General features: G+C 33.5%; 28 protein-coding genes. All 28 read right to left on the reverse strand.

The features are described 5' to 3' along the window. Nucleotide 1: 1 nt before the first annotated feature. On the reverse strand, nucleotides 2-1,429 hold the full coding sequence (locus GTO82_RS05705; RefSeq protein WP_180872842.1) for a flippase: 1,428 nt from the start codon (nucleotides 1,427-1,429) through the stop codon (nucleotides 2-4). A gap of 1 nt (nucleotide 1,430) precedes the next feature. Further along, a complete protein-coding gene (locus GTO82_RS05710) occupies nucleotides 1,431-2,333 on the reverse strand; it encodes a beta-1,6-N-acetylglucosaminyltransferase (protein ID WP_260983130.1) in 903 nt (300 codons plus the stop codon). Beyond that, nucleotides 2,323-3,435 carry a UDP-galactopyranose mutase gene (glf, locus tag GTO82_RS05715; protein ID WP_180872843.1) on the reverse strand — a complete coding sequence of 371 codons (1,113 nt, stop codon included), beginning with the start codon at nucleotides 3,433-3,435 and terminating at the stop codon, nucleotides 2,323-2,325. The genes GTO82_RS05710 and glf overlap by 11 nt, the downstream gene beginning before the upstream one ends. Further along, the gene (locus tag GTO82_RS05720; protein ID WP_180872844.1) at nucleotides 3,432-4,724 is read right to left on the reverse strand and encodes an O-antigen polymerase; all 1,293 of its coding nucleotides are present in this window, start codon (nucleotides 4,722-4,724) and stop codon (nucleotides 3,432-3,434) included. Before GTO82_RS05720 ends, glf begins: the two co-directional genes overlap by 4 nt. Then, nucleotides 4,724-5,632 (reverse strand): glycosyltransferase family 2 protein, encoded by a 909-nt coding sequence (locus GTO82_RS05725; RefSeq protein ID WP_180872845.1) that lies wholly within the window; start codon nucleotides 5,630-5,632, stop codon nucleotides 4,724-4,726. Before GTO82_RS05725 ends, GTO82_RS05720 begins: the two co-directional genes overlap by 1 nt. 17 nt (nucleotides 5,633-5,649) lie before the next feature. Next, on the reverse strand, nucleotides 5,650-6,744 hold the full coding sequence (locus GTO82_RS05730) for a glycosyltransferase (protein ID WP_180872846.1): 1,095 nt from the start codon (nucleotides 6,742-6,744) through the stop codon (nucleotides 5,650-5,652). A 6-nt stretch (nucleotides 6,745-6,750) separates the two neighbouring features. Further along, entirely contained in the window at nucleotides 6,751-7,872 is a 1,122-nt protein-coding gene (locus tag GTO82_RS05735) for a glycosyltransferase (RefSeq protein WP_180872847.1), read from the reverse strand. Continuing rightward, complete coding sequence (locus GTO82_RS05740; protein ID WP_180872848.1) at nucleotides 7,869-8,969, reverse strand: glycosyltransferase family 1 protein; 1,101 nt, start codon at nucleotides 8,967-8,969, stop codon at nucleotides 7,869-7,871. Before GTO82_RS05740 ends, GTO82_RS05735 begins: the two co-directional genes overlap by 4 nt. Before the next feature lie 26 nt (nucleotides 8,970-8,995). Then, nucleotides 8,996-9,772, reverse strand: a complete 777-nt coding sequence (locus tag GTO82_RS05745; protein WP_127835876.1) for a DUF4422 domain-containing protein — start codon at nucleotides 9,770-9,772, stop codon at nucleotides 8,996-8,998. A 10-nt stretch (nucleotides 9,773-9,782) separates the two neighbouring features. Continuing rightward, complete coding sequence (locus GTO82_RS05750; RefSeq protein WP_180874091.1) at nucleotides 9,783-10,442, reverse strand: sugar transferase; 660 nt, start codon at nucleotides 10,440-10,442, stop codon at nucleotides 9,783-9,785. A 26-nt stretch (nucleotides 10,443-10,468) separates the two neighbouring features. Next, a complete protein-coding gene (locus tag GTO82_RS05755; protein ID WP_180872849.1) occupies nucleotides 10,469-11,239 on the reverse strand; it encodes a tyrosine-protein phosphatase in 771 nt (256 codons plus the stop codon). Between the two features lie 5 nt (nucleotides 11,240-11,244). Continuing rightward, nucleotides 11,245-12,012, reverse strand: coding sequence for a CpsD/CapB family tyrosine-protein kinase (locus GTO82_RS05760; RefSeq protein WP_180872850.1), 768 nt, complete (start codon nucleotides 12,010-12,012; stop codon nucleotides 11,245-11,247). Between the two features lie 10 nt (nucleotides 12,013-12,022). After that, nucleotides 12,023-12,886: a YveK family protein gene (locus GTO82_RS05765; RefSeq protein WP_180872851.1), complete on the reverse strand. Its 864-nt coding sequence runs from the start codon at nucleotides 12,884-12,886 to the stop codon at nucleotides 12,023-12,025. 6 nt (nucleotides 12,887-12,892) lie between these two features. Beyond that, nucleotides 12,893-13,897, reverse strand: coding sequence for an LCP family protein (locus GTO82_RS05770; RefSeq protein ID WP_180872852.1), 1,005 nt, complete (start codon nucleotides 13,895-13,897; stop codon nucleotides 12,893-12,895). A gap of 237 nt (nucleotides 13,898-14,134) precedes the next feature. Continuing rightward, entirely contained in the window at nucleotides 14,135-14,479 is a 345-nt protein-coding gene (locus tag GTO82_RS05775) for a sigma-70 family RNA polymerase sigma factor (protein ID WP_260983131.1), read from the reverse strand. Between the two features lie 339 nt (nucleotides 14,480-14,818). Next, the gene (locus GTO82_RS09760) at nucleotides 14,819-15,061 is read right to left on the reverse strand and encodes a hypothetical protein (protein ID WP_260983132.1); all 243 of its coding nucleotides are present in this window, start codon (nucleotides 15,059-15,061) and stop codon (nucleotides 14,819-14,821) included. 265 nt (nucleotides 15,062-15,326) lie between these two features. Then, nucleotides 15,327-15,500, reverse strand: a complete 174-nt coding sequence (locus GTO82_RS09765) for a hypothetical protein (protein ID WP_260983133.1) — start codon at nucleotides 15,498-15,500, stop codon at nucleotides 15,327-15,329. Nucleotides 15,501-15,593: 93 nt separating this feature from the next. Further along, nucleotides 15,594-16,259 carry a DsbA family oxidoreductase gene (locus tag GTO82_RS05785; RefSeq protein WP_053106962.1) on the reverse strand — a complete coding sequence of 222 codons (666 nt, stop codon included), beginning with the start codon at nucleotides 16,257-16,259 and terminating at the stop codon, nucleotides 15,594-15,596. A 67-nt stretch (nucleotides 16,260-16,326) separates the two neighbouring features. After that, nucleotides 16,327-17,595: a hypothetical protein gene (locus GTO82_RS05790; RefSeq protein WP_180872853.1), complete on the reverse strand. Its 1,269-nt coding sequence runs from the start codon at nucleotides 17,593-17,595 to the stop codon at nucleotides 16,327-16,329. 96 nt (nucleotides 17,596-17,691) lie between these two features. Then, nucleotides 17,692-18,225 (reverse strand): DUF4767 domain-containing protein, encoded by a 534-nt coding sequence (locus GTO82_RS05795; RefSeq protein ID WP_180872854.1) that lies wholly within the window; start codon nucleotides 18,223-18,225, stop codon nucleotides 17,692-17,694. A gap of 139 nt (nucleotides 18,226-18,364) precedes the next feature. Then, the gene (locus GTO82_RS05800; protein WP_180872855.1) at nucleotides 18,365-19,000 is read right to left on the reverse strand and encodes a DsbA family oxidoreductase; all 636 of its coding nucleotides are present in this window, start codon (nucleotides 18,998-19,000) and stop codon (nucleotides 18,365-18,367) included. Between the two features lie 18 nt (nucleotides 19,001-19,018). Beyond that, nucleotides 19,019-19,189, reverse strand: coding sequence for a hypothetical protein (locus tag GTO82_RS05805; RefSeq protein WP_180872856.1), 171 nt, complete (start codon nucleotides 19,187-19,189; stop codon nucleotides 19,019-19,021). 120 nt (nucleotides 19,190-19,309) lie between these two features. Then, the gene (locus GTO82_RS05810; RefSeq protein WP_180872857.1) at nucleotides 19,310-19,825 is read right to left on the reverse strand and encodes an SA1002 family membrane protein; all 516 of its coding nucleotides are present in this window, start codon (nucleotides 19,823-19,825) and stop codon (nucleotides 19,310-19,312) included. Next, the gene (locus GTO82_RS05815) at nucleotides 19,825-20,301 is read right to left on the reverse strand and encodes a low molecular weight protein-tyrosine-phosphatase (RefSeq protein WP_180872858.1); all 477 of its coding nucleotides are present in this window, start codon (nucleotides 20,299-20,301) and stop codon (nucleotides 19,825-19,827) included. Before GTO82_RS05815 ends, GTO82_RS05810 begins: the two co-directional genes overlap by 1 nt. Before the next feature lie 217 nt (nucleotides 20,302-20,518). After that, the gene (gene yihA, locus GTO82_RS05820; RefSeq protein WP_011161870.1) at nucleotides 20,519-21,103 is read right to left on the reverse strand and encodes a ribosome biogenesis GTP-binding protein YihA/YsxC; all 585 of its coding nucleotides are present in this window, start codon (nucleotides 21,101-21,103) and stop codon (nucleotides 20,519-20,521) included. Beyond that, nucleotides 21,103-22,368, reverse strand: a complete 1,266-nt coding sequence (gene clpX / locus GTO82_RS05825) for an ATP-dependent Clp protease ATP-binding subunit ClpX (RefSeq protein WP_180872859.1) — start codon at nucleotides 22,366-22,368, stop codon at nucleotides 21,103-21,105. The genes yihA and clpX overlap by 1 nt, the downstream gene beginning before the upstream one ends. A 144-nt stretch (nucleotides 22,369-22,512) precedes the next feature. After that, entirely contained in the window at nucleotides 22,513-23,850 is a 1,338-nt protein-coding gene (gene tig / locus GTO82_RS05830) for a trigger factor (protein WP_180872860.1), read from the reverse strand. Between the two features lie 158 nt (nucleotides 23,851-24,008). Continuing rightward, complete coding sequence (tuf, locus tag GTO82_RS05835; RefSeq protein WP_004894320.1) at nucleotides 24,009-25,199, reverse strand: elongation factor Tu; 1,191 nt, start codon at nucleotides 25,197-25,199, stop codon at nucleotides 24,009-24,011. Between the last annotated feature and the right edge of the window lie 118 nt (nucleotides 25,200-25,317).

The raw sequence follows: 25,317 nt of genomic DNA on the forward strand, positions 1-25,317 counted from the left end.
CTTATTTATGTATCTTTTCCTTTATTACCTGTCTACCTTCGTTAAGTATTGAAGCTTTCAATATCCAAATAGCTACTCCATAAATCAAAATTCCAATAAGAACTTCAATACCTAGCATTAACCATGATTGAGGTAAATGTAAATTCATCCAAAAGACTGGAATAAACATTAATATCCCTGCTACACAACACTTCCAAGAGTCTAAAAATAGCTCTTTAAAATTTAGAAGATCCCTAACAGCCCACATTTGATAGAATGTTACAGCTATTTCTGATATGACTGTTGACCACATAGCCCCATTTAGCCCCCACATTTTAATAAGAGGTACATTTAAGATTAGATTTACAATCGCTCCTAAGGTGACAGACCATGTAAATTGCTTTTGTCTATGGATAGGAAGCAAATATTGAACTCCAATTACATTACTCCATGCAATGATTAAAATCACAATAGATTCAATCATCATTGCTGGTCCAACTGGACCATATCCTGGACCATAATATTTTGGAGCTAATGTCAAGGAAATAGCAGCTAATCCAAACATCATAGGGTATGAAATAGCAGAAACAAAATTGAAAGACTTATAGAGCATCTTATTTACTTTTTCCATATTCCCATGAGAAACTGCATTCGCCACATGAGGCAACATTACAGTCCCCGTGGCAGTTACAAGTGCCAAAATTAACTTTACTAAATTATCGGAATACTGATAATATCCTGATGCTGTTTCATTTACCATAACTCCGAGCATTGTTTTATTGAGTTGAACATAGACTTGAGTTGCAATTTGGGGAATAAATAGTTCCAACATTGGTAAAAAATGTTGCCATGGGTTTAATATTTTCCAATCTGTTCTACTTAAGTCACGTCGAATATTAGGCCACAATGTCAAGTTACCTAGCAAAGTAGATAGCGCCAAGACAATGATATAGAGGGTTACATCATCAGGCCCCTTAATAAAAATAAAAATAGCAATCATCGAAATTATTTTTACAAAGGAGTTTTTCAACACAGTAACCTTAAAATCTTCTATACCTTCATAAAACCATGAAATATCTAACGCCACCGCAATTAAGTTAATAGATTGTGCCCACATATACTCAGGTTGACGAGTATAAAAAATCATAAATACTTCAAATGCTACGAATGCATATAGAGTCATTATTGTTTTTACAATTTGAATTTCCCAAAAGGTTTGTGACATTTGAACTCTATTTTCACGTACATAAGCTATTTGTCGGTTTCCATAAAAACCAATTCCCATATTTGCGATTAAAATAAAATACTGAATAATGGAATTTGTAAATGAATTTGCCCCTACACCTTCTGGTCGTAAGACTCTACTTACATAAGCAGAAGTTATTAGTGGAACAATAATTGCAAGAACTTGATATCCTACATTATATAGATAATTTTTTATAACCTTCATATTAACTGCTTAAATTATTGTTTACTACCTTTTTTATAATATCGCTATCAATATTTTCATCAAATTTGCGAGAAAAAAGATGCCTTTTTTTCTTAGCTTGTTGAAGCATATCATAGTCTTTCAATCGCCAAGTATAGGGACTACCATCCCACCAGTTTATATAACGTAAATTTCCTTGAAACTCATCTGGTTTATCACTAACTTTAGTTGAGTCATATACTCGTTTTTTATATTTTGGAAATAGATTAATAAATACTGGAATAAATAATTCATCCACTAAAAATCCATTATGGAATAAGTGATAAATTAAATCTTCATTATCTACTAAGTCTGAGACAAGCTCATTATCTAGTGATACCCAATTTGAGCCAAAACTAATTTTATCAATATTAATTCTTCGCTGTGGCATTTTAGAGTATAGTTTTGTTTCTATTCTATGATAGAGACCTTTAAATTTATTATCGGTTCTAAAAGTATTAGGAAAATGATAATTATGAAGTCTCACTGATAACTCTTTTGGATTTAAAGCTCCACTGTATGTAATAAACTCTTTATTTAGATTTTTATCAAAAAAATCATGTATTTGATCTTGATTAGCTAACGGTAAATCAAGACCGGAAAGTAAATGATAATAATCATAATGGCCATTATTTGCAGCTTTAAAAAGTGCTAGCTCTGCTTCAATTTGAGAATAATCTCCCCAAAATATATTTATTGGATCAATCATCGTTACAGTAGCATAGGTTGCTTTATAGACTGCTGGAAAGATACTTGTAGATTTCTTATCTAATAAAATAAAAATATCATTTCTAGAATCATCTAAGGTTGCTATTAAAGTTGCTAACTGGTTAGGATTTCGATTAGCAATTATTAGATACGCATGTTTTCCCATTTTATTTTTCAAATTCACCTTTTACAGATTCTAAAGCAGCTGCAATTACTTGATCCATATTATAGTACTTGTATTGACCTAAACGACCCCCAAAAACAACTTTGTCATTTTCTTTTTCAGCTAAGTCTCTGTATTGTTCATACAAAGTATTATTTCTTTCATTGTTAACTGGGTAATATGGTTCATCTCCACGTTTCCAATCAGCTGGATATTCACGTGTGATAATTGTTTTATTTTTATCGCCTTTACCAAATTCAAAATGTTTATGTTCAATTACACGAGTATATGGAGTTTCTGCATCAGTATAATTAATTACTGCATTACCTTGGTAATTATCAACATCTCTTTCTTCAGTTTCAAAATGAAGTGAACGATATTCTAATTCGCCTAACTTATAATCAAAAAACTTATCAATCATTCCCGTGTAAACAATCTTATCAAATTTTTTTAAATATTCATCTTTATTATCAAAGAAATCAGTATTTAACTTAACTTCAATGTTTTCATTATCAAGCATTTTTTCAACAATTTGAGTGTATCCACCCTTAGGAATTCCTTGATAATCATCGTTGAAGTAGTTATTATCATAAGTTAATCGAACTGGTAAGCGTTTAATAATGAATGCTGGTAATTCAGTTGCTTTTCTGCCCCATTGTTTTTCAGTGTAGCCTTTGATTAACTTTTCATAGATATCGCGTCCAATCAACGAAATAGCTTGTTCTTCAAGATTTTGTGGCTCTTTTCCTGCCATTTCTTGACGTTGTTCATTGATTTTTTCAAGAGCTTCTTGAGGGGTCCTTACTCCCCACATTTCACTAAAAGTATTCATATTAAATGGCAAATTGTACATTTTACCATAATAATTAGCTACGGGTGCATTTGTGTATCGATTAAATTCAGCAAATTGTTGTACATAATCCCAAACCTCTTTATTTGAGGTATGAAAAATATGTGCTCCATATTGATGAACTTGAATCCCATCAACTTCTTTAGTGTAAATGTTTCCTGCCAAGTGATCCCGTTGTTCAATTACAGTAACTTTATTACCACGTTTTGCTGCTTCATGAGCAAATACTGCACCAAATAAGCCTGATCCTACAACTAAATAATTCATGCGTTTTTCCCCCGTCTAAATAAAATATATTTTAATACTATCCATGAGATTATCATATACAAAAAATTTACGTTTAGGTTTTCAAAAAATCTATTAGAGAAGAAAGACAAAGCAATTAAGGCACCTATATAACTATAAACTAATTTCATAATTCCAAAACCATTGCTTTGCTTTGCAAACTTATAACATACTTCCCCAACACCACTAACTACAATAGTTAGAATTCCTATTCCCATATATCCAAAATCATATAGCCAAGAATAAAACATAGTTGCTACGTTACCAGTATTATGACCATTTAAAATTTGAAACGGTATATCCAATTTATATTCTGGCAAAGCAAATCGAAATACTCGTGATAAAGTTGGCAAAATTGTTACAAAAGTCTGTTGTCCAAAAATTTCCCCTTTTATTGGAAATGAACGATTTTTTATAAATTCATTTAAATTAGCAATTTCTGCTCCCATATAGGTAGAAATATATTCTCCTAGATTACTATTCTCCATATTTCTTCCCACTAAGCTAGCGGACCATTCAAAGACAAAAACAAATAAAATTGCCCCTATAACACCTAAGACAACATATTTTGTATTTGCTGAATTCCAGTTATGTTGTTCTTTAACTATAAAGTATCCTAAAATAGTCAAAGCAATTAAAAATACAATACTATCGCCTCGAGCTCCTGTTAATAGTGGTGTTGCGAGACCCAAAAGTAAATTAAAAAACAAAATTAAATTAAATTTTCGCTTTACTATTATATTTTCTAGAAAAACATATCCAGCCATCATTCCAGCCGAACTATTAAAAAGAAGAATAAGCCCAAAATAACCTGGTAAATTTATTTGTCCTTTTATAAATCCATTCTGAACATAGTTAATATAATTGATAGCAGTCATTAAATTTGAGATACCTGTAGCTCGCCTGATTGTAAATACTGCTAAACATAATATTACTAATTGTATAAAAAGGATACTTGTAAATCTTTTATCAACATATTCGGGAATTACTTTATAAGGGGCTATTTTTTTTGCTCGAGTCCCACTTGATATAGTGTTGAAAATAAAATTTACAACGTATCCTACTATTATAAATTCTAACGCACCTAAGGTAATAACTAAGAACGTTCTTATATCCAACTCAAGATTCCAAGCTATTTGATTAATCCAAGCAATAAAAGACGCTATAGTCATGCCGCCACAAAAAAGAATTGATGGTGAAACTAATGATCGATTATTTAGATAGTAGGCTAATAAAGTTAATAATACTAACGATAAAGCTAAAAATATCATTATTTTTCTACCTTTTCTATTTTTGGATTAAAAAATAATCCCGCTGCTGTACCTTTTACTGATATCCAAGCTCTATAAAATCTATGGTCTTTAGACTTGATTAAAGCTTTAATTGGTACCTTTACCCCTTGACGTACGGTTGCTTTAAATACTTCTTTTTTTGTACTATGTTTCTTAAGATAAAAAATTGTATTACGCTGTGCCAAATAGTAACGTTTTACACGACCCAAGCTCTCTTCTTTAACCAAATCCGTAGCAATATTTTGCTTTATTTTATGCTCTACTAAAGAGTCATTAACCATAAATCCATCTAAATGATAATCATGCGTAATTCTAAGAGTATATTCAACATCATCGCCCCAAATAAAGAAATCAGTAATTGGGTATCCTACCTTTTTTACTACATTTCTAGGAAACATAATGGATACAAAAGATGCTGATTTAACTTTCGTTACACCTTGATCACTATATTTATTCCATTCTTTATCTGGACTTGGAATATTCATAACAGCTACACTATTGTCTTGCCAACGTACATTACTACATAAAAATCCAAGATGAGAAGAAATATTTGATTTATCAATTAATTTTTCTAAAGCAGTTGAGGTTGGGATAGTATCATCATCCATAATCCAAACATAGTCTGCGTGACTTTTATTAATAAAAGTTTTTAAACCGGCGTTAAAACCACCAGCTCCTCCTAGATTTTTTTCTAGATGTATAGGAACTATTTTTTCACTTTTAATAGATTGTAAATATTCCCAAGTATTATCAGTAGAACAATTATCTATAATAAAAAAATGTTCTATTGGATAGGTTTGACTCTCAATGGCTTCAACACATTCTTTTAATAAATCTAATCTATTAAAGGTTACAACTACACAATCAACGCTTTTTTTATTTTTCATATTACTCCTACTCATCTTTACTTATATTTGTTTATCCATGAATAATACCAGTCATATAGTTTCTTATTTTGAACATTAATATTATAATTATCGTTTCCCCTAAAACTACGATCAAAATCCTGTTTTTTCCAAGATTGAAATTCATTAATCCACGGATTTACTCCCTCATCTATTGAGAGTAGTTTTACTTTATCAGAATATATAACTGAAGGATCTATGTTTTTAGATAGTATTGTTGGTATACCAGATGCTTGAGCTTCTATTGCTACTACTGGCAAGCCTTCATAAAGAGAAGGCATAGCAAATACATCAAATGCAGAATAAAACTTTTCAGTACTTTTTACACCACGTACTCTAATGATATGATCTGCACTTTTCTTTGATTTAATGTACTTTTCTAATTCTTGTTCATCAGGCTGATTCTTCTCGCCCTTTCCAATAATCATTAAGTAACTCTCGGGATACTCATCATAAAATTTATCAAATATTTCAACAAGAAATTTTTGATTTTTTTGTTCAACCACTCGTCCAATGTTTCCAATTAAAAATGATTTCTCTGGAATATGATACTTTTTTCTTATTTCTTCTCTTGCAGATTGATTAAATTGATATTTACTCTGATCAATTGCATTAAACAAGATATTAAATTTTTGATTTCCGTAGAGATATTTTCCAGCCTCTTCACCACACGCTACTAATTCGTTGGCTGACCAACTAGTTAATTTCTTATAGATCCTATCTTTAACAGAATCACTATCATTTAGGGCTAAATGAGAATGGGACACACGAACTGGAACACCCAAAATTTTTGCAATAGTTAGTGGAAAGAAATTCATCAGGCTCATATGACTATGTACAACGTCAGGTTTTTCTTTTTTTATAAGTTGGTAAGTTGATTTTATATTTCCCCAAAGACTTTCTCTTCGAGCCGGAATTTGATACATTTTATTCCCCAATTCTTCCGACATTTTCTTTTTTGCTGAATCTGCAGTATGTAGATAAACTATTGATTCCTTTACATCATAATCTTTATTTAACTTACCAGTATAATTTAATAAAACTTGCTCTACTCCACCGTTAATAAAACCAGCCGTAAAATGCATAACTTTCATTAATTATCACTTTTCACTTTCTAGCAAACTAGATATTTGACTTGCCTGTTTCTTCACATCAAATTTATTTAAAGACGAATCAAGTGATGATCTTTCCTCATTTGTTTTAAATTTTATAGTGCTTAAATTCTTAACCCAATTATCCTTGTCATACCCAGTAATTCGTTTAATATTTTGTGTTACAAACACTTGTGGTGCCACATTACTAGAAGCAAGGACAGACAAAGCACTTACCTGTGCCTCTAATGGAACAAGACCAAATCCTTCATATAAACTTGGAAATAAAAGTACGTCCATGGCCGAATACCATTTATTTAATTTATTAGTGTAGGTTATAAACTTAACTTTTTTCTTAATTCCTAATTCATCGGCTATTCTCACAATTTCACTCTTCATCGGGCCATTACCGATCATTAAGAATGTACTATTAGGATTGCTCTTAAGGTATTCTGAAAAAACTTGTAAAGCAAAAATAGGGTTCTTTCTTTCTTGTAAAACACCGGCAAATCCAATTAATCTTTCATTTAAAGATATATTTAACTCAGCTCTAAGTTCTTTACGTGCTTTCGCATCAAATTTAAAATTATCTAATTCAATTCCATTATCTATAACAGTTACGTCTTTTAATGTATTAAACATCCATAATGCAGAATCTTTAGAAGTAGCTAATTTTACATCAGCCATATTATTAAGAAGTTTTTTTCCTCTATTATTCATTACATTCAGGAAATACATTAAAATTTTATTTTTAAAAACATGACTATAATATGCATTATGAGAATGACAAATTATTTGTGCATTTGTATAGCGTTTTGCATATTTGACAGGAAAATAATTCCACGAAGACGAATAGTTAAAATATATAATGTCAAAATCATTATTTTTTAGAAAGTTTTTCCACCATTTCACATGTGCTAATGGCCGTTTTGTTATAGGTACTACCCTTTCTAATCGCCACCCTAAGTCATCACATGTTTTATTTGTTTCTTGTTTTGAATCAATTCCATATCCTACACATTGAATATTATATTTATTAACATCAAAATGAGGAAACATATTGAATATAAACTGAGTCAAACCACTTCCACTAATAAAGTCCCCAACAATTAATAGTTTCTTCGCGGTCACTTTGAATAAATCCCCTCTAATATTTCTACAGTATTACTAATATCATAGCCAGCTTTTTGCACTTCCTCATATGACTTTATACGGTTAGATTTACGTGATTCTTCAACACCTTTTAACGCTAAATCAACATATTTCTCAGGTGAAGCAGTAATATCAATGGTTTTAATTTGATTAGTTACTTTTGCCTCTGGCTCGATATTATTACTTGCGATACATTGTAAACCCGTTGCTTGAGCTTCAATAAGAACAATTCCCAACCCCTCATAACGCGATGGAAATAGAAATGCATCACTCATAAACATTAAATTTTTAACGTCATTTCTTATTCCTAAGAATTTAACATGTGATGAAATATCTAATTCTTTTGCTTTTTGCTGTAGCTTTTCTCTTAGTTCACCATCTCCCACCAAAAATAAAATTGAATTCGAATCTTTTTTTAGAATTTCTTTGAACCATCTAAATAAAAAGTCATGATTCTTTTGATGAGATAATCTTCCTACATGTAAAAAAACGTTTTTATTCTCTACATTGAACTTTCTTCTATATTTGTCTCTAATTATAGGATTAAAACTATAGTCTTTCGTCTCAATCCCATTAGGAATTACTACGGCCGAACGATTTCTAAATAGCCATCTAGTAGCACCTTCACTACAAGAAAGGCGGATTATATCATTTCTATAATTAAGTCTTCTATTGACAAAGTTTAAAACTCTGCGTGCATACATTCCTGGATTCATATACGAATTATGAGAATGCACAATTACTTTAGAGTTAGAATACTTTAATGGCAATATAATACCATCGGAATAACTCCAAGTTAAAACGTTATTATGAACAAAGTTATAATTATTTTCTTCGATTATCTTCTTTAATTGATTTCTATTTGCTTTTAAATTTTCTCGTCTTCCTGGTATGTTATAAATCTTTCCACCTAAACTTTTTATTTCGTCCGAATAGGCCAAAGCTTTTCCACCAGTTTCCATGTTTACAAAATCAAATTGAAATTTATTACGATCAATATTTCTATATACATTCATAATAAAAGATTCAATTCCACCATAGTTAGACGTCATTCCAATTTGAAGAATCTTTTTCAAACTTTCCACCTACTATATAAATCATGCTAAAAATGAGTTTGTTTTTTACCAATTCCAAATTTTCTATTGACAAAACTAATAGCCTTTTTCACTAATTGTTTAGGGCCAATTTGTCCCCACGGAATTTCTTTATAGCTTTCATTAGTGGTATATAACCAAACATCCATTAAAAGCTCTGAAATATATCCAAATACTCTCGCTTCTTGAACAGAATAATCTGAAATATCAATTTCATTTTCAAGCTTCTCTAGGACCCCAAACATAAAATTGCAGTATGAATCAAATGCATCAGCTTTCATAATAAACATATTAAACATGTGTGCTTTTCGGCTTTTCATCACTTTATCAAAAGCTGTTAGATATGCTGGATATGACTTTTCAATTATTTCGCGTGTTTTATCTAAAGGTTCTTTATGGTGTGCATGAATGTAATGAGAATAGTTTGTTTCAATATAGTAATTTCTCTTTTTAGGTAAAAGTACATCATATTTTTGTAAGAGTTGTTCTACTTTTTCAATATTTATAACGTTCTCTAAATTATATGGTTTTTTATCGAAAAAAAGACGTCGATAGTGAACTAAGCCTACAGCATCGACATCTTTTAAATTTTTCCAAGCCCAATAAATAGCTGTTAACTCGTTATAATTAGGATTTTTTTCAGATATATTGTCTCCTTCATCATCTCTTTGATAAGGAATATCTGGTTTATAATTTTTCTTGGCGCCTACTAATACTGGTAAGTATCCAGGAACAGCTGGCATTGGAAATTTTTTATGAGCAGCAATTAAAATTTTTATCTTCATTCTAACTCCATTAATAAGCACTATTTGGATGAATAACAACACCGACAGTCATTAACAAAATCTTAAAATCAAACCATAGACTGCTATTATTAATGTATTCCAGGTCTAATTCTACCATTTCATCAAAATCAGCATCATTACGCTTAGTTACCTGCCACAACCCAGTACAACCTGGTATTACAGTTAAACGTAATTTATCATACGGTGTATAGTCTTCTACTTCCATTGGTAGAGGCGGTCTTGGTCCAACTAAAGACATATCGCCTTTCAAGACATTCCAAAGCTGGGGTAATTCATCTAAGCTATATTTTCTTATTACATGACCTATTTTCGTAACTCGAGGATCATCTTTAATCTTAAACATTGCCCCATCAATTTCATTTTGCTCTTCTAATTGCTTAACCATTTTATCTGCGTTAACAATCATTGAACGAAACTTCCACATCTTAAATGGCTTCTCATCTTTTCCAATACGCTCTTGCGAATAAAAAGCTGGGCCTCCATCTTCTTTTTTAATTAAGATAATTAACATTAAAAAAAGTGGCGATAATAATATTAGAGCTATTCCGCTACCCAAAATATCAAATCCTCTTTTAATAGCATGATAGCCCCAACGTCCTTTGATTTTTGACGGATCTAGTTTTATTTTCTTAACCTCTTGTGCCATTATTTAAAACTCTATCCCCCCCAATAAATTTAAAATAACCAAAATCTTTTCTTTTTCTTTAATGGTCTCCAATTTAAGCTAACATTATCAGAGTTAATAATGTTTCGCGCATTTTGCTTAAAGCTATTAGCAATATCCAATCCTTGCGTTTTTTCTAACTTCTCATAAGCGTCATGCATTCGACTTTCTCGTTTTGGCAATGTATGGGCATCGGAAGCAAAGGTAGCTACCTGGCCTGCCTCTACAAATCGATCAGCTAACTTTTCAATTTCTTTTCCAAATACACCTATATATGAACTAGCAGTTATTTGTGTTAAACATCCTTGTTCGATGAATTCTTGTAATTTTTCTGGATGAGCCAAGATACCTGAATTTCTTTCTGGATGAACAATGATTGGTGTAATTCCCCGTCCCAATAATTTAAAAGTCATATCCTTAGCATAAGTTGGTACATCTTCACTTGGAAATTCTAATAACATATATCTGCCATCTTCATCACAGAATAAGATATCGTCATCGTCTAAAGCTTGCGGTAAATTTCCATTTAAACGAACTTCTTGACTTGGAAAGACAGTTAATGGAATATTATGTTTATTTAATTCTCCCTGAAACTTAGCTGTATCCTTAATGATATCCTTTTTATGATTTAGGTATTTTCCATTTAAAGTGTGAGGCGTCATCAATGCATGAGTAATTCCATCTGCTACTGCTGCCTCAGCCAAACCTAACGATGAATCCAAATCAGGAGATCCATCATCAATACCTGGCAATATATGCGAGTGAATATCAACTAATACCATTTTCTTTACTTCGATTCTCCATCTTTTTGTTGACCATATCCATAGCCATATCCGTAACCGTAGCCATATCCATAACCATCTGGGCCAGTTCTTACGTCATTCATTACATACCCTAAAACATGTGTTTTAGTTAGCTTAAGCATTTCTAAGGCACGTTCAATACCCGCCTTTTGGGTAACACCTTGTCGAACAACAAGTACTACCCCATCCATTTCGCCAGCAAGAATTTGGGTATCAGAAACTTCAAGAACAGGAGCAAGGTCTAAGACAACCAAATCATAGTGTTCTTTAACCATATTTAAGAATGCTTGCATTCTATTAGAACCCAATAATTGTGCTGGGTTAGGTGGAATGGGACCAGCAGACATAACTGAAAGATTCGGAATGATATCTTCTCTCACAATATCTGCCATGTCTACTTCATTAGAATGTGAAGTTAAAATTGTTGTCAATCCTACTCGGTTAGGAATATCAAAGGTTTGATGTAGTGTAGGTCTATGAAGATCAGCATCAATTAATAAGACTTTTTTCCCTGATTGAGCCATAGTTACTGCGGTATTAACAGTTACAGTAGACTTACCTTCACTAATATTGGCAGAAGTAAAGGCCAAAGCCTTAATTTGGTGATCCACACTTGTAAAATCTATATTAGTCTTAACAGTTCTAAACTGTTCACTTACTGGATTTTGTGGTTTTGCTACAGTAATTAACTTAGCACCATATTGCATGGTTTCATCTGTACCACGTTTTTTACGTCTATTAAACAATCCCATTTATACTCTCCTATACACGTTTCTTTTTACCAGAATTGCTATCATTGTCATTAATACTAAATTTATTAGACAAGTGGAAGTGAGATATATGACCTAAATTAGTTAAACCTAATTCTTTAGTCAAATAATCATCATCTCTAACAGTAGTATTAAATGAATCACGTAAGACAATTAGAGCAATACTGATAATCAAGCCTAATACAACACCCGCTAAAGTAAAGAGAGTCGTCTTAGGGAATGTCTTAGTTCCAACAGAAGCAGGAGAAACAATAGTTACATTGTTAACATTCATAATAGTCTTAATCTTACTCTTAAATGTCTGAGCTACTGCATTTGCAATTGCTTGAGCCTTTTCAGGATCGTTACTTTTAGCGCTAATAGTGAAGACCTGTGACTGTTGTTGCGTAGTAACAGAAACTGATTTTTGCATTTCTTTAGCACTAACATTATAGCCACGTCCCGCTCTTCTAACTACTGCCGGCTCAGCTGGACTAACTAACTTCTTAGTTCCATCAGCTAAAGTCTTATATTTAGCCTTCTTAGCAGGTTTTACCACTTCAGTAGGATTTTTAATCCATTTAGAAGCATCTTTTAAGATAACTGGACTAATAACAATATCCTTATAAGTATTAATCACCTGAACGTCAGCTTGCTGTGCATTAAATGCTTGATTTGCATCATTTGCATTACGTTTCTGGTTAACTAAGATTTGAGTAGTTGAGGTATATTTAGGTTCAACCACAAAAGTAGCTAAGATAAACCCAACTGCTCCTAATCCAATTACCCATAAGATAATAGACCAAATATGTGCTCTTAAAAGCATCCATAATCTACGTAAATCAATTGTATTTTCAGTCTTTGTACTGTTTTCCACTTTTTCCTATTCTCCTGTCTTTAAGGTTTCCGGCTTAAGCCCTAAGGCAGCACGTAACTTATTACTAATTCTTTGACATTCTGCTTGACTAACTGACTCATAAGCAACGCCGTTTTCCCAGTCGCCTTGCCCTTGAGCATGGTCAGTTGTGATGTTATCAGTTGCATGACGATAGTTCTGAGCTAAGGCAACCATATTATCAAAACTTAAGTTAGTCATAGTTTGCTTAGAGATTGAATTCAAGAATGCTTGGTTTACGACTGTCTTGTAAGAAATGGAACTCTTTAATAATGCCATAATTACAATTCTTTGTCTCTCTTGACGCCCATAATCTCCTCGTGGATCGTCATACCGCATTCTGCTGAATGCCAAAGCCTTCTTCCCATTCATGTGATAAGTTACGCCCTTAGTGAAGTGATAGCCTTCATAATCAAATGTTAATGGCGACTTAACTGTCACTCCTCCAACTTGATCAATTGCCTTCTCAAGCCCTCCCATGTTTACCATGACGTAAGCATCAGTTGGAACATTGAAGTACTTCTTGATCGTTTTAACAGTTTCATCTACACCACCATAAGTATAGGCTGCATTAATCTTAGCTGGTGAATAGTCTGGATAATCCGGTAAGTTAACTTTCATATCTCGAGGCAAGCTGACAACTGTTGTCTTATTGGTCTTAGGATTGATAACCATCATCATAATTGTATCTGTTCTCCCCTTGTAAGAACGTCCAAATTCACCTGTATCTGTTCCCAATAAAAGCAGGCTCATTGGCTTCTTATCTTTCAGTGTGTCGCTAACCTTCCGATCACTAATTTCATTACTCATCGGATTATACATATTGTTAGTGGCAATATGGATATTGTGCCAAGCGATAATAACCGCAATGATGTCTACTGCTAGGAAGACACCTAATACAATCCAAAAGATACGCCAAAACTTTTTACGTCGATGATGACGGTGATGATGTGAGCGATGTCTTAATTCATTATCACTATTATTATGATCCATTTTATTCCTCTTTTATTTTTCGTTTTTTAGTAACACTAAAAATCATTATACAAAAAATATTTGAAAATTAATAGAAAATTCACAATTAGCATAAAAAAACACATTTATTGAATTAAAATATGCTCTAAATGGCAATCTAACCACCTTCACGCATATAAGTATACTGGCACTCCCCAGAAATCAACCTTATTTCGGCAAAAATACGGCTCTCGTTATTTAATTTGCTGCGCTTTTTATTTAATTCTTCAAGGCGTTTTTCAATTTAAGGAGCAAGCCCTTCTTCACTCTCTGCAAAGTTTGCCTTGAACATCCCGCCACTTCAACCAAATTTGTAATTTCTTTTTGTGCGAGTAAGTGTTCAAAAAACACTAGTTTTTCAATTCCATTTAATTCCTTGACTTTATCTTTCAAAATTATTAAGTTATCCCATTCGACTTTTTCTTTCTTAAATTCAAGCTCGTTATTTATCTCTTCGCTTCTTTCTTCGCGGCGTCGAATCTTTCTTAACTCATCTAACGTATGCCAAAGAATCTTCTTAAAGGCCAGCCGATCAATATCTTGACCCTGACTCTTCTCAAGCATCCCCGCATAAATCAAAACTCCATCCTAGACCAAGTCCGCATACTCTTGATAATCTTTTCTCACGCCAGCCGCCTTAATTGCTCCGCAAACCAACCGCCGATTTTCCCATGCTTTAATAAAATTCTCTTCTTTAATCATGTGATCATTCCTTTAAGTAATGTCACAAGCGCTTGTGCAGATATTAGATTACCAGGAACGCATTTTTTCTAAAATCCAAGAACCGTATAGCCATAATCCTTGTAGATTCTAACTTTTTATCTTTCATTCACTTCTTTCCTGTATCTTCTCCTCTACAACACCATATTTCTTGTAAAGAAAAAGCACGCTTTTTTAAGCGTGCTACAGAATTGATTTTATTCTTCTAGATAATCGATAAATCAAATTATGGTCATTTATCTGCCAATCTTTGATGTCAAAAAAGTCGGCACAGTGTCGACCGTAATTGCGATGAAATTCTTCAATTGCTTCTGCTAGTCGCTTATACATGTTTGGCGCACAGTCTTCAAACTCAAAGTTATAACTATAGCCATTCTCTTGATAGGAAAAAGTAACGCGACCCTTTTCTTGTTGTTCTGTCTGCATATGATGCAAGCCAATCCAGGAAGTTTACTTTTCTGAATGTGCTCGAAGTGAAAAGTAAGCAATTTCTCCTGGAGAAATTGTATGCCGATAGTAAAAGCCTAGTTCTTTTTGTAGTTTCTTTTGTAAAACTGCTCCTAAAATTAACTTGTGTTTTAACAAATGATTAATTAACTGGCGCCTATTCTTTTGGCATAAAATAATACCAGCTTTTTTATCAAAAATTACTGACTGATATTTCCCCTTAATAGAATTAGTACGGAAGTCATTACAAGGCTACCATATTCTCATTTAATTCATAATCTGGTGCTTCTGACACAAACGGTATAAGATTGCCACTGATATTGTGATCTAGCCTTTGCTTAATGTAGTCTTTAAACCAAGTATTTAAGTCTTCATTAGTTGGTAAACCAATGTTAAAAAGATTTAGTTTATTATTCATTGTCATCTCCTTTTTTCTATTAAATAATATTTTTTATTAAATAATATAATAATACCAAAAAATCACTATGTAGGACCTAATTAAATAACTTTTTTAGAAGTTTAAAAATTCATCTGGCTTCATCCCAAAAGCTGCCCCAATAACAGTTTTAAAGGTTGAAACATCTTGAACGCCATCAAATTGCTGACCATTAATTAAAAAGTATGGTACAGATTCAACTCCGCGACTTTCTAAGTCAGCTTCTTCTTGCATAACTACATCTTGATATGCATTAGAATCTAGAATCTTCTTAACTTCTTCGGTATCTAGCTTATTCTTCTTTGCAACGTCTAATAATACTTTATGGTCTGCTAATTCCTTATTTTCAGTAAAGTAAGCATAGAATAAATCATCAGCTAGATTTTCAATTAGCTTAGAATCGTGATAAGTTGCCTTAGCCCATTGAACCATCCGGTGAGCATCCATGGTATTTGTATTATAAGCAGTTGCTTCATTAATTGTTAAACCAACTGCCTTACCCATTGCCTTAGCATGATCATAGGCCGCATTTGCTTTAGCTAAAGGAATTGCCTTTTCATAAGCTAAGAGGACTGCATTAGTTTGCTTAGTTGACTTAGGAGCATCTAAATCAATTTGAAAAGCATTCAAGTCATATTCAATCTTATCTTGAACACCTAACTCTTCAATTGCCTTTTGTAAGTTGGTTTCACCAATGTAGCAGTAAGGACATGCATAATCGCCCCAAATTGAAATTTTCATTTTTCAACTCTTCTTTCTCTTATTACACTCTCACCTCTACAATAGAAACTTTATCCGTATAAAGCAACTATTTTCGCTTACGTTTTAAGTCTTCTTTAGTTGCAACTAAGTCAATTATCTTCTTTGGTGCTAGATTTGGATACATATGAGTTAGATAAGCTAATAATTCAACGAAGTTTAGTAAGTAACTCGTTAAATTATTGTCTTTCATCATCCCACCCGTGAAATTATTATCTTTAATATTTGCAAACAAATAAAAGTCCCGGACTGTATCCATATTTTGATAAGTTACCAGCTCACTGAAAATGTCATTAATTTCTTTTCGAATTTCTTGACCATCAGTCGCCTCTCGTTTAACCGGTAAGTCAATCGCATACGCAGAAGCTTTTCCACGAGCTAAATCGAGATAGGACTTCCTCTCAAGCATCATGTCGCTGATCTCTTTAAACTTTTCATCAGTAAAGTCCATATTCACTTCTAGACTAGTTAAATATCCAGCTAAGGCTGCTACTAGATCATCTTCTGTCTTAAAGGATGGGGTTAATACATAAACATAACGGTCTGTTCGCACAAATAGAAGAAAGTACGTCAAATCTAAGTGTTGCAAGTTTCTACTATATTTAACCAGTTCTTTTTCAAAGCGATAACCTTCAGGATTCTCTAAATCAAATTGGCCACCCTGATAAGGAGCTCGATATATTTGCCAAAAGTCTTCTACATTGAAGCCATCAATATTTCGATCTTCAAAAGCAGCTTTATTGAGTAATTTAGCTTCACTAGGACGCTTTTTTTCTAAATCTTTTATTAGAGCTAACGGATTAAGAATATTACGGTTTGCATATTCCATAAGCATCACTTGAATATCATGATAAGTCGACATATTTTGATCGCTAGTATCATGAAAAAAAACATCCCCTAACTGGTCTGTATAATTAACGACCAAGACATAGTCACCAATTTCTTCTTCACTAGCTAGCTCTTCAGCTAGGTCAATGATATCTTCTACTCTTGTCTTTAGTTGCTTAAGTTTTTCATCAGAAATCTGCTGACTAGGACGCTTAAGCTTTCTCATAGCATGAACATGGAATAAGTCACTCTCTAAATCGCCCTTTAACACATCAATAAATTCATAATAATCTAAATCAAGTTTTTGAACGAAAGTCCCAATTAATCTAAAAACAAGATTCTCAGCTCTTGCAGGTTGATAAGAGCGACGTAAATTATCACTAATAAAAGTTTCTTCAAAGTCCGGTGTCTGTACTACGAGTGCTAGATCCATTGTATTTGGTGTTTCATACACCTTATCAAGAAGTTCTTTCATTTTATTACTTAACATTTTTATACCCTACCTATTCCAATCATCTCACTTTTTATCTATTATACGGGTATTTATTTTTAGAAACAAAAAGTCTGCAACAAAGCAGACCTTAAGCTAGATATTTTCACCATACATAATGTTTGAAAAGCTACCATTTAATGACTTATCTTGACTGACATGTAAGTTAACAACGTTTCCTTTACCAGACTCATCTACTAAGACAATTGGCTTTTGCTTGTGCCAGCAGAAGAGGAAAGTCTTATGTTGTCCATCTTTAGTTAAGTCATGATTATAGATAGCCAAGACGTCATAATCATAATGATGTTCGCCTTGTGGACTCCAACCAATGCTTATCTTTTTACCATTTAGCTTAAAAGTATCTTTCTTAAAGGCATCTGGATAAACACGATTTGCTGAAGTAGAAAGCTTATTTTTACCATCATACTTGGTATAGGTTTGACTCTTCTTTTTACCGTACTTATCCATTTCTTTAGCAAGTTTTTGGTCTTTTTTCTTATCCCAGTGCTTCTTTTGAACTGTCTTTGAACTCTTAGTGCTACTAGTATTAGTCGAATTAGAGTTATTTGAACAGCCGCTTGCTCCTACTAAGCTGAGAGCAATCACACTCATTAATAATATTTTCTTCATATAATATTTCTCCTTTTCTTCCATTCTTATCCCACCATTAAATTTCAACTTTAGAACCTTTTTAATCTTGAATAAAAAAGGTGTAATTTCACTTTTTAGCGAAATTACACTTTGAATAGAAGAAATTTAGTAATAGAGGCTAGTTTGCCTTCTGATATATTAAATTGTTGATTGCTTCAATTAGAGCTTCTTTAGTAGGCACACCTTCATCATGATAATGGCCAATTTCAAAGTATGGTACTGCATCTGCATTTTGATTGGCTAAGTCATTTTCATCTTCGATAACTACGTCCCTATATTCTTCACTAGTAAGAATCTTTTTGGCAGATGAGTCATCCAATCCAGCGTCTTTTGCTAATTTTACTAAGACGTCATTATCAGCAATATTTTGATTTTCAACAAAATAAGCTTTAAAGATTGCGTCAATTAACTTGGCTATCTTTTGATTACTTTGTGTATCATTAGCCCATTTAGTTAAACGCAATGCCTTCATCGTATTGACTGGAAGTGTATTTGCATAATTAATTGTTAAACCAGCATCTCTAGCTTGTTCAGTAATATTTTGAAATCTTTCATGAAGTTGCTTTTGGGTTAAACCATCTTTTTGCATCAACTTCTCTCCGCGCGTTTGCGTTGGATTTTCAGTAGCAGTTGGATCAATTTGAAAAGCGCGAAAGTTATAATCTAACTTGTTTTGATCAATTCCTACTGCCAGCTTATGAAAAGCAATATAACAAAATGGAGATGCATAATCCATCCAAAAACTCATTCTCATAGTATGCCTACTTTCCGGTTATTTAGTAGCTTCTTTAATTAAAGCCTTCAAATCATCATCAGAAAAGTCTTTACCGTATTTATTTTGTAATTCTTCTAAAATAAAGCCATTGTCACGATTACGGTGAATCATTTCACGAATGTCTTTCATAATAGCTTCTTTTTCACGATCAAATGTTGGAACCGTCATAATTACAGCCTTCTTTCATATATAATCCGCTTTCACTTTTTATTGTATGAGCTTAAAGGCATAATGACAAAAATTTAGTCTTAATATAATAAAAAGATAGTCTTACTATAAGACTATCTTTTATAAATCATGTTGATACTTCTTCAATAAAACAACCGCAATCCAAATTGAAATAAACGATGGCAAAATGATTACTACTAGTAAATCCGGATTGAGGATACGAACTGTTTTTATCATTTTAGTAATTGTATGGATCTTAGCAATGTTATTGAAGATCGATTGATAAACTGTGACATAAACTAATGCCCATTGAATACAATATTCAATTAAAGTTAGAGTTATTTCTGAAATTGGATGATATTTGTTAAATCTCTTTAAGCCTTCATATAGTAGAAGACCTGATAAAATTACCAGGGCTGCTAGGAGTAAGAAGAGATTTCCTAGTTCCATATCATGAATTCGGTCAATAAAGAGAGCCGCAAATCCAAAGAAGATTGAGAAATTAATTGTACTTAGCAGTAACAATACTAAAAACAGAATAATTGCTCTCAGAAAATAAAAACGACGTTTAGAGGTAAAAATATATCCGGATACGACTATCGCTAAAATAACCAGGAAAATTGGTAAAACTTGCATTACTTATCAGACATCTCGATTTTCTTAATAAGAGCTTCACAGCCTCGATAAATATCTTGATATGCTGCTTCAAAGTCGCCAGTATACCACGGATCATCAACATCCATCATCGAACCAACAAAGGATAAAAGTTTATATTCTTTTCTTTCCGGGTCTCCTGCTGAAATATGATTCATATCAAAGAAGTTTTCTTCATCCATTCCAATGATATAGTCGTATTTTTCATAATCGCTCTTAACCATTTTTCTAGCCTGACGATGGCTAAAAGGAATCCCATGCTCGTTCATTACTCGTTGAGAACGTACATCGATATCATGGCCGATCCCACTAATAATTGCATCTTCGGTTGTAGCGGCAGAAGCAATCTCATATTCATTTTCTTTACCTAGATCTTTAACAAGCTTTTTAGTAATAAATTCAGCCATAGGTGAACGACAAATATTACCATGACAAATAAACAAGATTTTCTTAGTCATTTCTTTCCCTTATTTCTTTAAAGTGTATATTTTAATTCTAAAGCTAATACATTTCATTTATTTAGGCAAGAAAAAATACCGACTAGAGCTTATCAGCTCCAACCGGTATTTTTCTTTTTCAAAGGTTGTTGAAACATTATTAGTTCAATATTTTCAACGTATCTAATTATATCAAAGATAGATCAATTTAATCAGTAAATTATGCAATTTTTTTAAATTACATCTTATCTTCGACCCAATCCCAGAATTTATCTACATTTAATTTAGAAACACTCGAGAATGGTAAAAAAGATACATTTTCTTGTGAAAGATCCAAACTCTTACCGATTTTTTGCTTAATCTGACTTGCTTCCATCTTTTTCAACTTATCCATCTTCGTTGCTACCACCAAGATTGGAATATCGAGATAGAGAGCATAGTTAAACATATTGATATCATCAGCCGTTGGATTATGACGTGCATCAACTAAAAGAATTAACCCCTTTAAATCAGCACGCGTTTCAAGATAATCTTGAATCATTTCACCAAAAGCAGCTCTTTGCTTTTTAGAAACTTTTGCATAGCCATAACCTGGTACGTCAACCAGATACAACTCATTATTAACCTTATAAAAATTAAGAGTTTGAGTCTTACCTGGTTGTTGTGATGTACGGGCTAGTTTACGCCGATTAACAATTGTATTAATCAAACTAGATTTACCAACATTCGAACGGCCAGCCAAGGCAAATTCTGGTAAATCATCTTTTGGATACTGTTTTTCAGAAACAGCACTAATGACAAATTCAGCATCTACGACTTTCATTATTTAGTCGCCTCACTCGTCTCTTCAGCCTTGTCCTCTTTATAGGTAATCTTAGGCTCTGCATGCTTAGTAATAACATCCTTAGTAATTTGGACTTCTTTGATGTTATCATCACTTGGTGTGCGATACATTACATCCATCAATGAATTTTCAACAATAGAACGTAAGCCACGCGCACCCATATGACGACTAATAGCCATATCCGCAATAGCTTGAAGTGCCCCATCAGTAAATTCAAGATCTACATCGTCAAGTGACAATAACTTCTTGTATTGCTTTACTAAAGCATTCTTCGGTTCAGTTAAAATTCTAATTAAGTCCTCAGTACTCAACTTATCAAGAGTAGCAATAATTGGAATACGTCCAATAAATTCAGGAATTAAACCGAACTTAACTAAATCTCCAGTTGTAAGATTCTTTTGCCAGTCATCTGCATCTACTTGATTAAGACCATTTTCTGCGCCAAAACCAATTGTTTTCTTACCAAGACGGTTTTTAACGATATTTTCAATACCATCAAAAGCACCACCGACAATGAATAAGATATTAGTAGTATCAATCTTAATCATTTGTTGTTGAGGATGTTTACGTCCACCTTGAGGAGGAACAGAAGCAATAGTTCCTTCTAAAATCTTAAGTAGTGATTGTTGTACACCTTCACCGGAAACATCACGCGTAATTGAAACATTTTCTGCTTTTTTAGAAATCTTATCAATTTCGTCAATGTAAATAATTCCGCGTTGTGCACGCTCTAAATCATAGTCGGCATTTTGCAACAATTTGAGCAAAATATTTTCTACATCTTCACCAACATAACCGGCTTCAGTCAAAGTAGTAGCGTCCGCAATAGCAAATGGAACATTCAAAATTTTAGCTAAAGTTTGGGCTAAATAAGTTTTACCCGAACCAGTTGGTCCAATCAAAGCAATATTTGATTTTTGTAACTCAGTTCCAGTGCTATCAATATCCATTTGACTGATACGTTTGTAGTGGTTGTAAACAGCAACGGAAAGTACCTTTTTGGCACGATCTTGACCAATTACGTACTCATCCAATTGCTTTTTAATTTCCATTGGCTTAGGTAAAGCTTTAGTTTCTTTAATGGAATCTGCTTTTAATTCATCATCAATAATTTTCTTGGAAAGATCGATACATTCATTACAAATGTAGACTCCCTTTCCAGCCACAATTTTTTTAACTTGTGACTGTGGTTTACCGCAAAAAGAACATTTTACTTCTTCTTGCTCAGTAATTTCGTTAGCCATCAGCCGTCCTCCTTTTCACTTACTTTATGTCAAAATAAGCTTAGCAGTTCACTTTAACAGAGTAAAGAAAATTGTCTTGTTAATTAATAGTAAAGAAAAAAGCGACTGTCATAGCCGCCCTTTTCTTAAACTAGTTATCAACTATTATTTATCAGCCTTTTTGTCGTCTTCTTTGGTTGACTTCTTAGCAGTTGATTTCTTAGCAACTTGCTTTGCCTTGTTAGCTACTAAATCAATAGCTTTTCTAATAGCAATATCATGCTTAAGCATATCATCACTCAAGCTACGACGAACAACTTTTTCGTCCATGTTGTAGTCGTGTGCTAAGTCTTTGATTTCTTGCTTAATTTCATCAGCAGTTGCGTCAAGTTTTTCTTTAGCAACGATTGCTTCCAAAACAAGGTTAGTCTTAACACGTTCTGCAGCACCCTTAGCTAATTGTTCACGCAATTGAGCTTCAGTAGTACCAGTTAACTTGAAGTAAGTTTGTGGGTCAATACCTTGACGTTGCATGTTGCCTAAGTATTGGTTCAATTGGTTTTGAACATCTTCGTCGATCATTGCTTGAGGAACTTCATCAATGGTTGCATTTTCAACTGCACCCTTGATTGCAGCATCTTGGATAGCGTCTTTTGCGTCATCTTCCTTGTGCTTCTTCAAGTCTTTCTTGATCTTATCTTTTAATTCATCAAGTGATTCTACTGAATCATCAACATCTTTAGCAAACTCGTCATCTAACTTAGGTAATTCTTTAGATTTCACTTCATGAATCTTAGTAGCAAAGTGTGCTTCTTTACCAGCTAAGTCTTTTGCACCGTAATCTTCTGGGAAGGTTACAACAACGTCGACATCATCACCAGCTTTGTGACCAATAAGTTGATCTTCAAAACCAGGAATGAAAGTACCAGAACCTAATTCTAATGAATAGTTTTGTGCACTACCACCATCAAATGGTTTACCATCAATAGTACCAGTGTAGTCGATAGTAACAGTATCGCCTTTAGCAGCCTTACCGTCCTTCAATACTAATTCAGCATTTTGTTCACGGCGCTTGTTTAATTCCGCATCTACGTCCTTAACTAAAACGCGAGTGTTTTGCTTAGGAACTTCAATACCCTTGTAGTCACCTAACTTAACTTCTGGCTTAACAGAAACAGTAGCCTTCATTACCCAAGGCTTGTTCTTATCCATTGAAACTGGAGTAATTTGTGGTTGGCCAACTGGGTCAATACCAGCTTCTTTAACAGCAGCAGTGTAAGCTTCTGGTAAAACGATGTTTAAAGCATCTTCGTAAAGAGCTTCTTCACCGTAAAATTGATCAAAAACAACACGAGAAACGTGACCTTTACGGAAACCAGGTACACGTAAGTTCTTCTTAACACGTTTGAAAGCTTGATCTAAGCTCTTTTTTACTTCTTCTTGTGAGATTTCAAAAGTTAATTCACCGGATGTTTTACCGGTCTTTTCCCATTTTACAGACATTAATTAAATACCTCCGATGTCAAATTTGGGTTTGCTATTGCACACTTAACTATCTTACCCTAAACGTTGCTAAAACACAAATCCAGAGAGAAATTTGTTAATTTTTGTATAAAAAAAAGATGTATCCTAAGATACATCTTTTTTAAGAAAGTTTGGAATTAGTCAAGGATTTCAGTAACTTGACCAGCACCAACAGTCTTACCACCTTCACGGATAGTAAACTTAGTACCCTTTTCAATGGCAACTGGCTTGATCAATTCAACAGTGAATTCAACGTTATCACCAGGCATAACCATTTCAGTACCTTCTGGCAATTCAATCTTACCAGTTACGTCAGTAGTGTGGAAGTAGAATTGTGGACGGTAATCTGAGAAGAATGGAGTGTGACGACCACCTTCATCTTTGTTCAAGATATAAACTTGACCCTTGAAGTTCTTGTGGGTTTGAATTGAACCAGGTGCAGCTAAAACTTGACCACGTTCAACTTGATCACGGTCGATACCACGAAGCAATACACCAACGTTATCGCCGGCTTCACCAAGGTCAAGAGTCTTGTGGAACATTTCCAAACCAGTAACAGTTGACTTTTCAATCTTGTCAGTTAAACCAACGATTTCAACTTCATCGCCGACCTTAACAGTACCACGGTCGATACGACCAGAAGCAACAGTACCACGACCAGTGATAGTAAATACGTCTTCAACTGGCATTAAGAATGGCTTGTCAGTATCACGTTCTGGAGTTGGGATGTATTCGTCAACAGTTTCCATTAATTTTCTGATAACGTCTTGTTGTTCTGGGTCACCTTCAAGTGCCTTCAAAGCTGAACCACGGATAACAGGAACATCGTCACCAGGGTAATCGTATTCTGATAACAAGTCACGTACTTCCATTTCAACTAAGTCGATCAATTCTGGATCGTCAACTAAGTCAACCTTGTTTAAGAATACAACGATGTATTGAACACCAACTTGACGAGCAAGTAAGATGTGTTCACGAGTTTGTGGCATAGGACCATCAGTTGCAGCAACAACCAAGATAGCACCATCCATTTGTGCAGCACCAGTAATCATGTTCTTGATGTAGTCAGCGTGACCTGGAGCATCCATGTGAGCGTAGTGACGATTCTTAGTTTCGTATTCTACGTGAGCGGTATTAATAGTAATACCACGTTCCTTTTCTTCTGGAGCAGCATCGATTTGTGAATAATCTTCAGCTTGTGCCAAACCGTCTTCTGCCAAAACAGTAGTAATAGCTGCAGTTAAAGTGGTCTTACCATGGTCAACGTGGCCGATAGTACCAATGTTAACGTGCGGCTTAGTTCTTTCGTAATGTTCTTTTTCTGCCATTAATATGACCCTCCTGTAAATTTGCAAGAAGTCCGTTGAGTAAGTAACGGATAATTCTCTGTTGATTATTATACTACTTTCAAAGGTAAAAGCCTAGCTCGTACCCCTTTGAAAATAT

It is taken from the genome of Lactobacillus johnsonii, from assembly GCF_013487865.1.
Taxonomy (GTDB): Bacteria; Bacillota; Bacilli; order Lactobacillales; family Lactobacillaceae; genus Lactobacillus; species Lactobacillus johnsonii_A.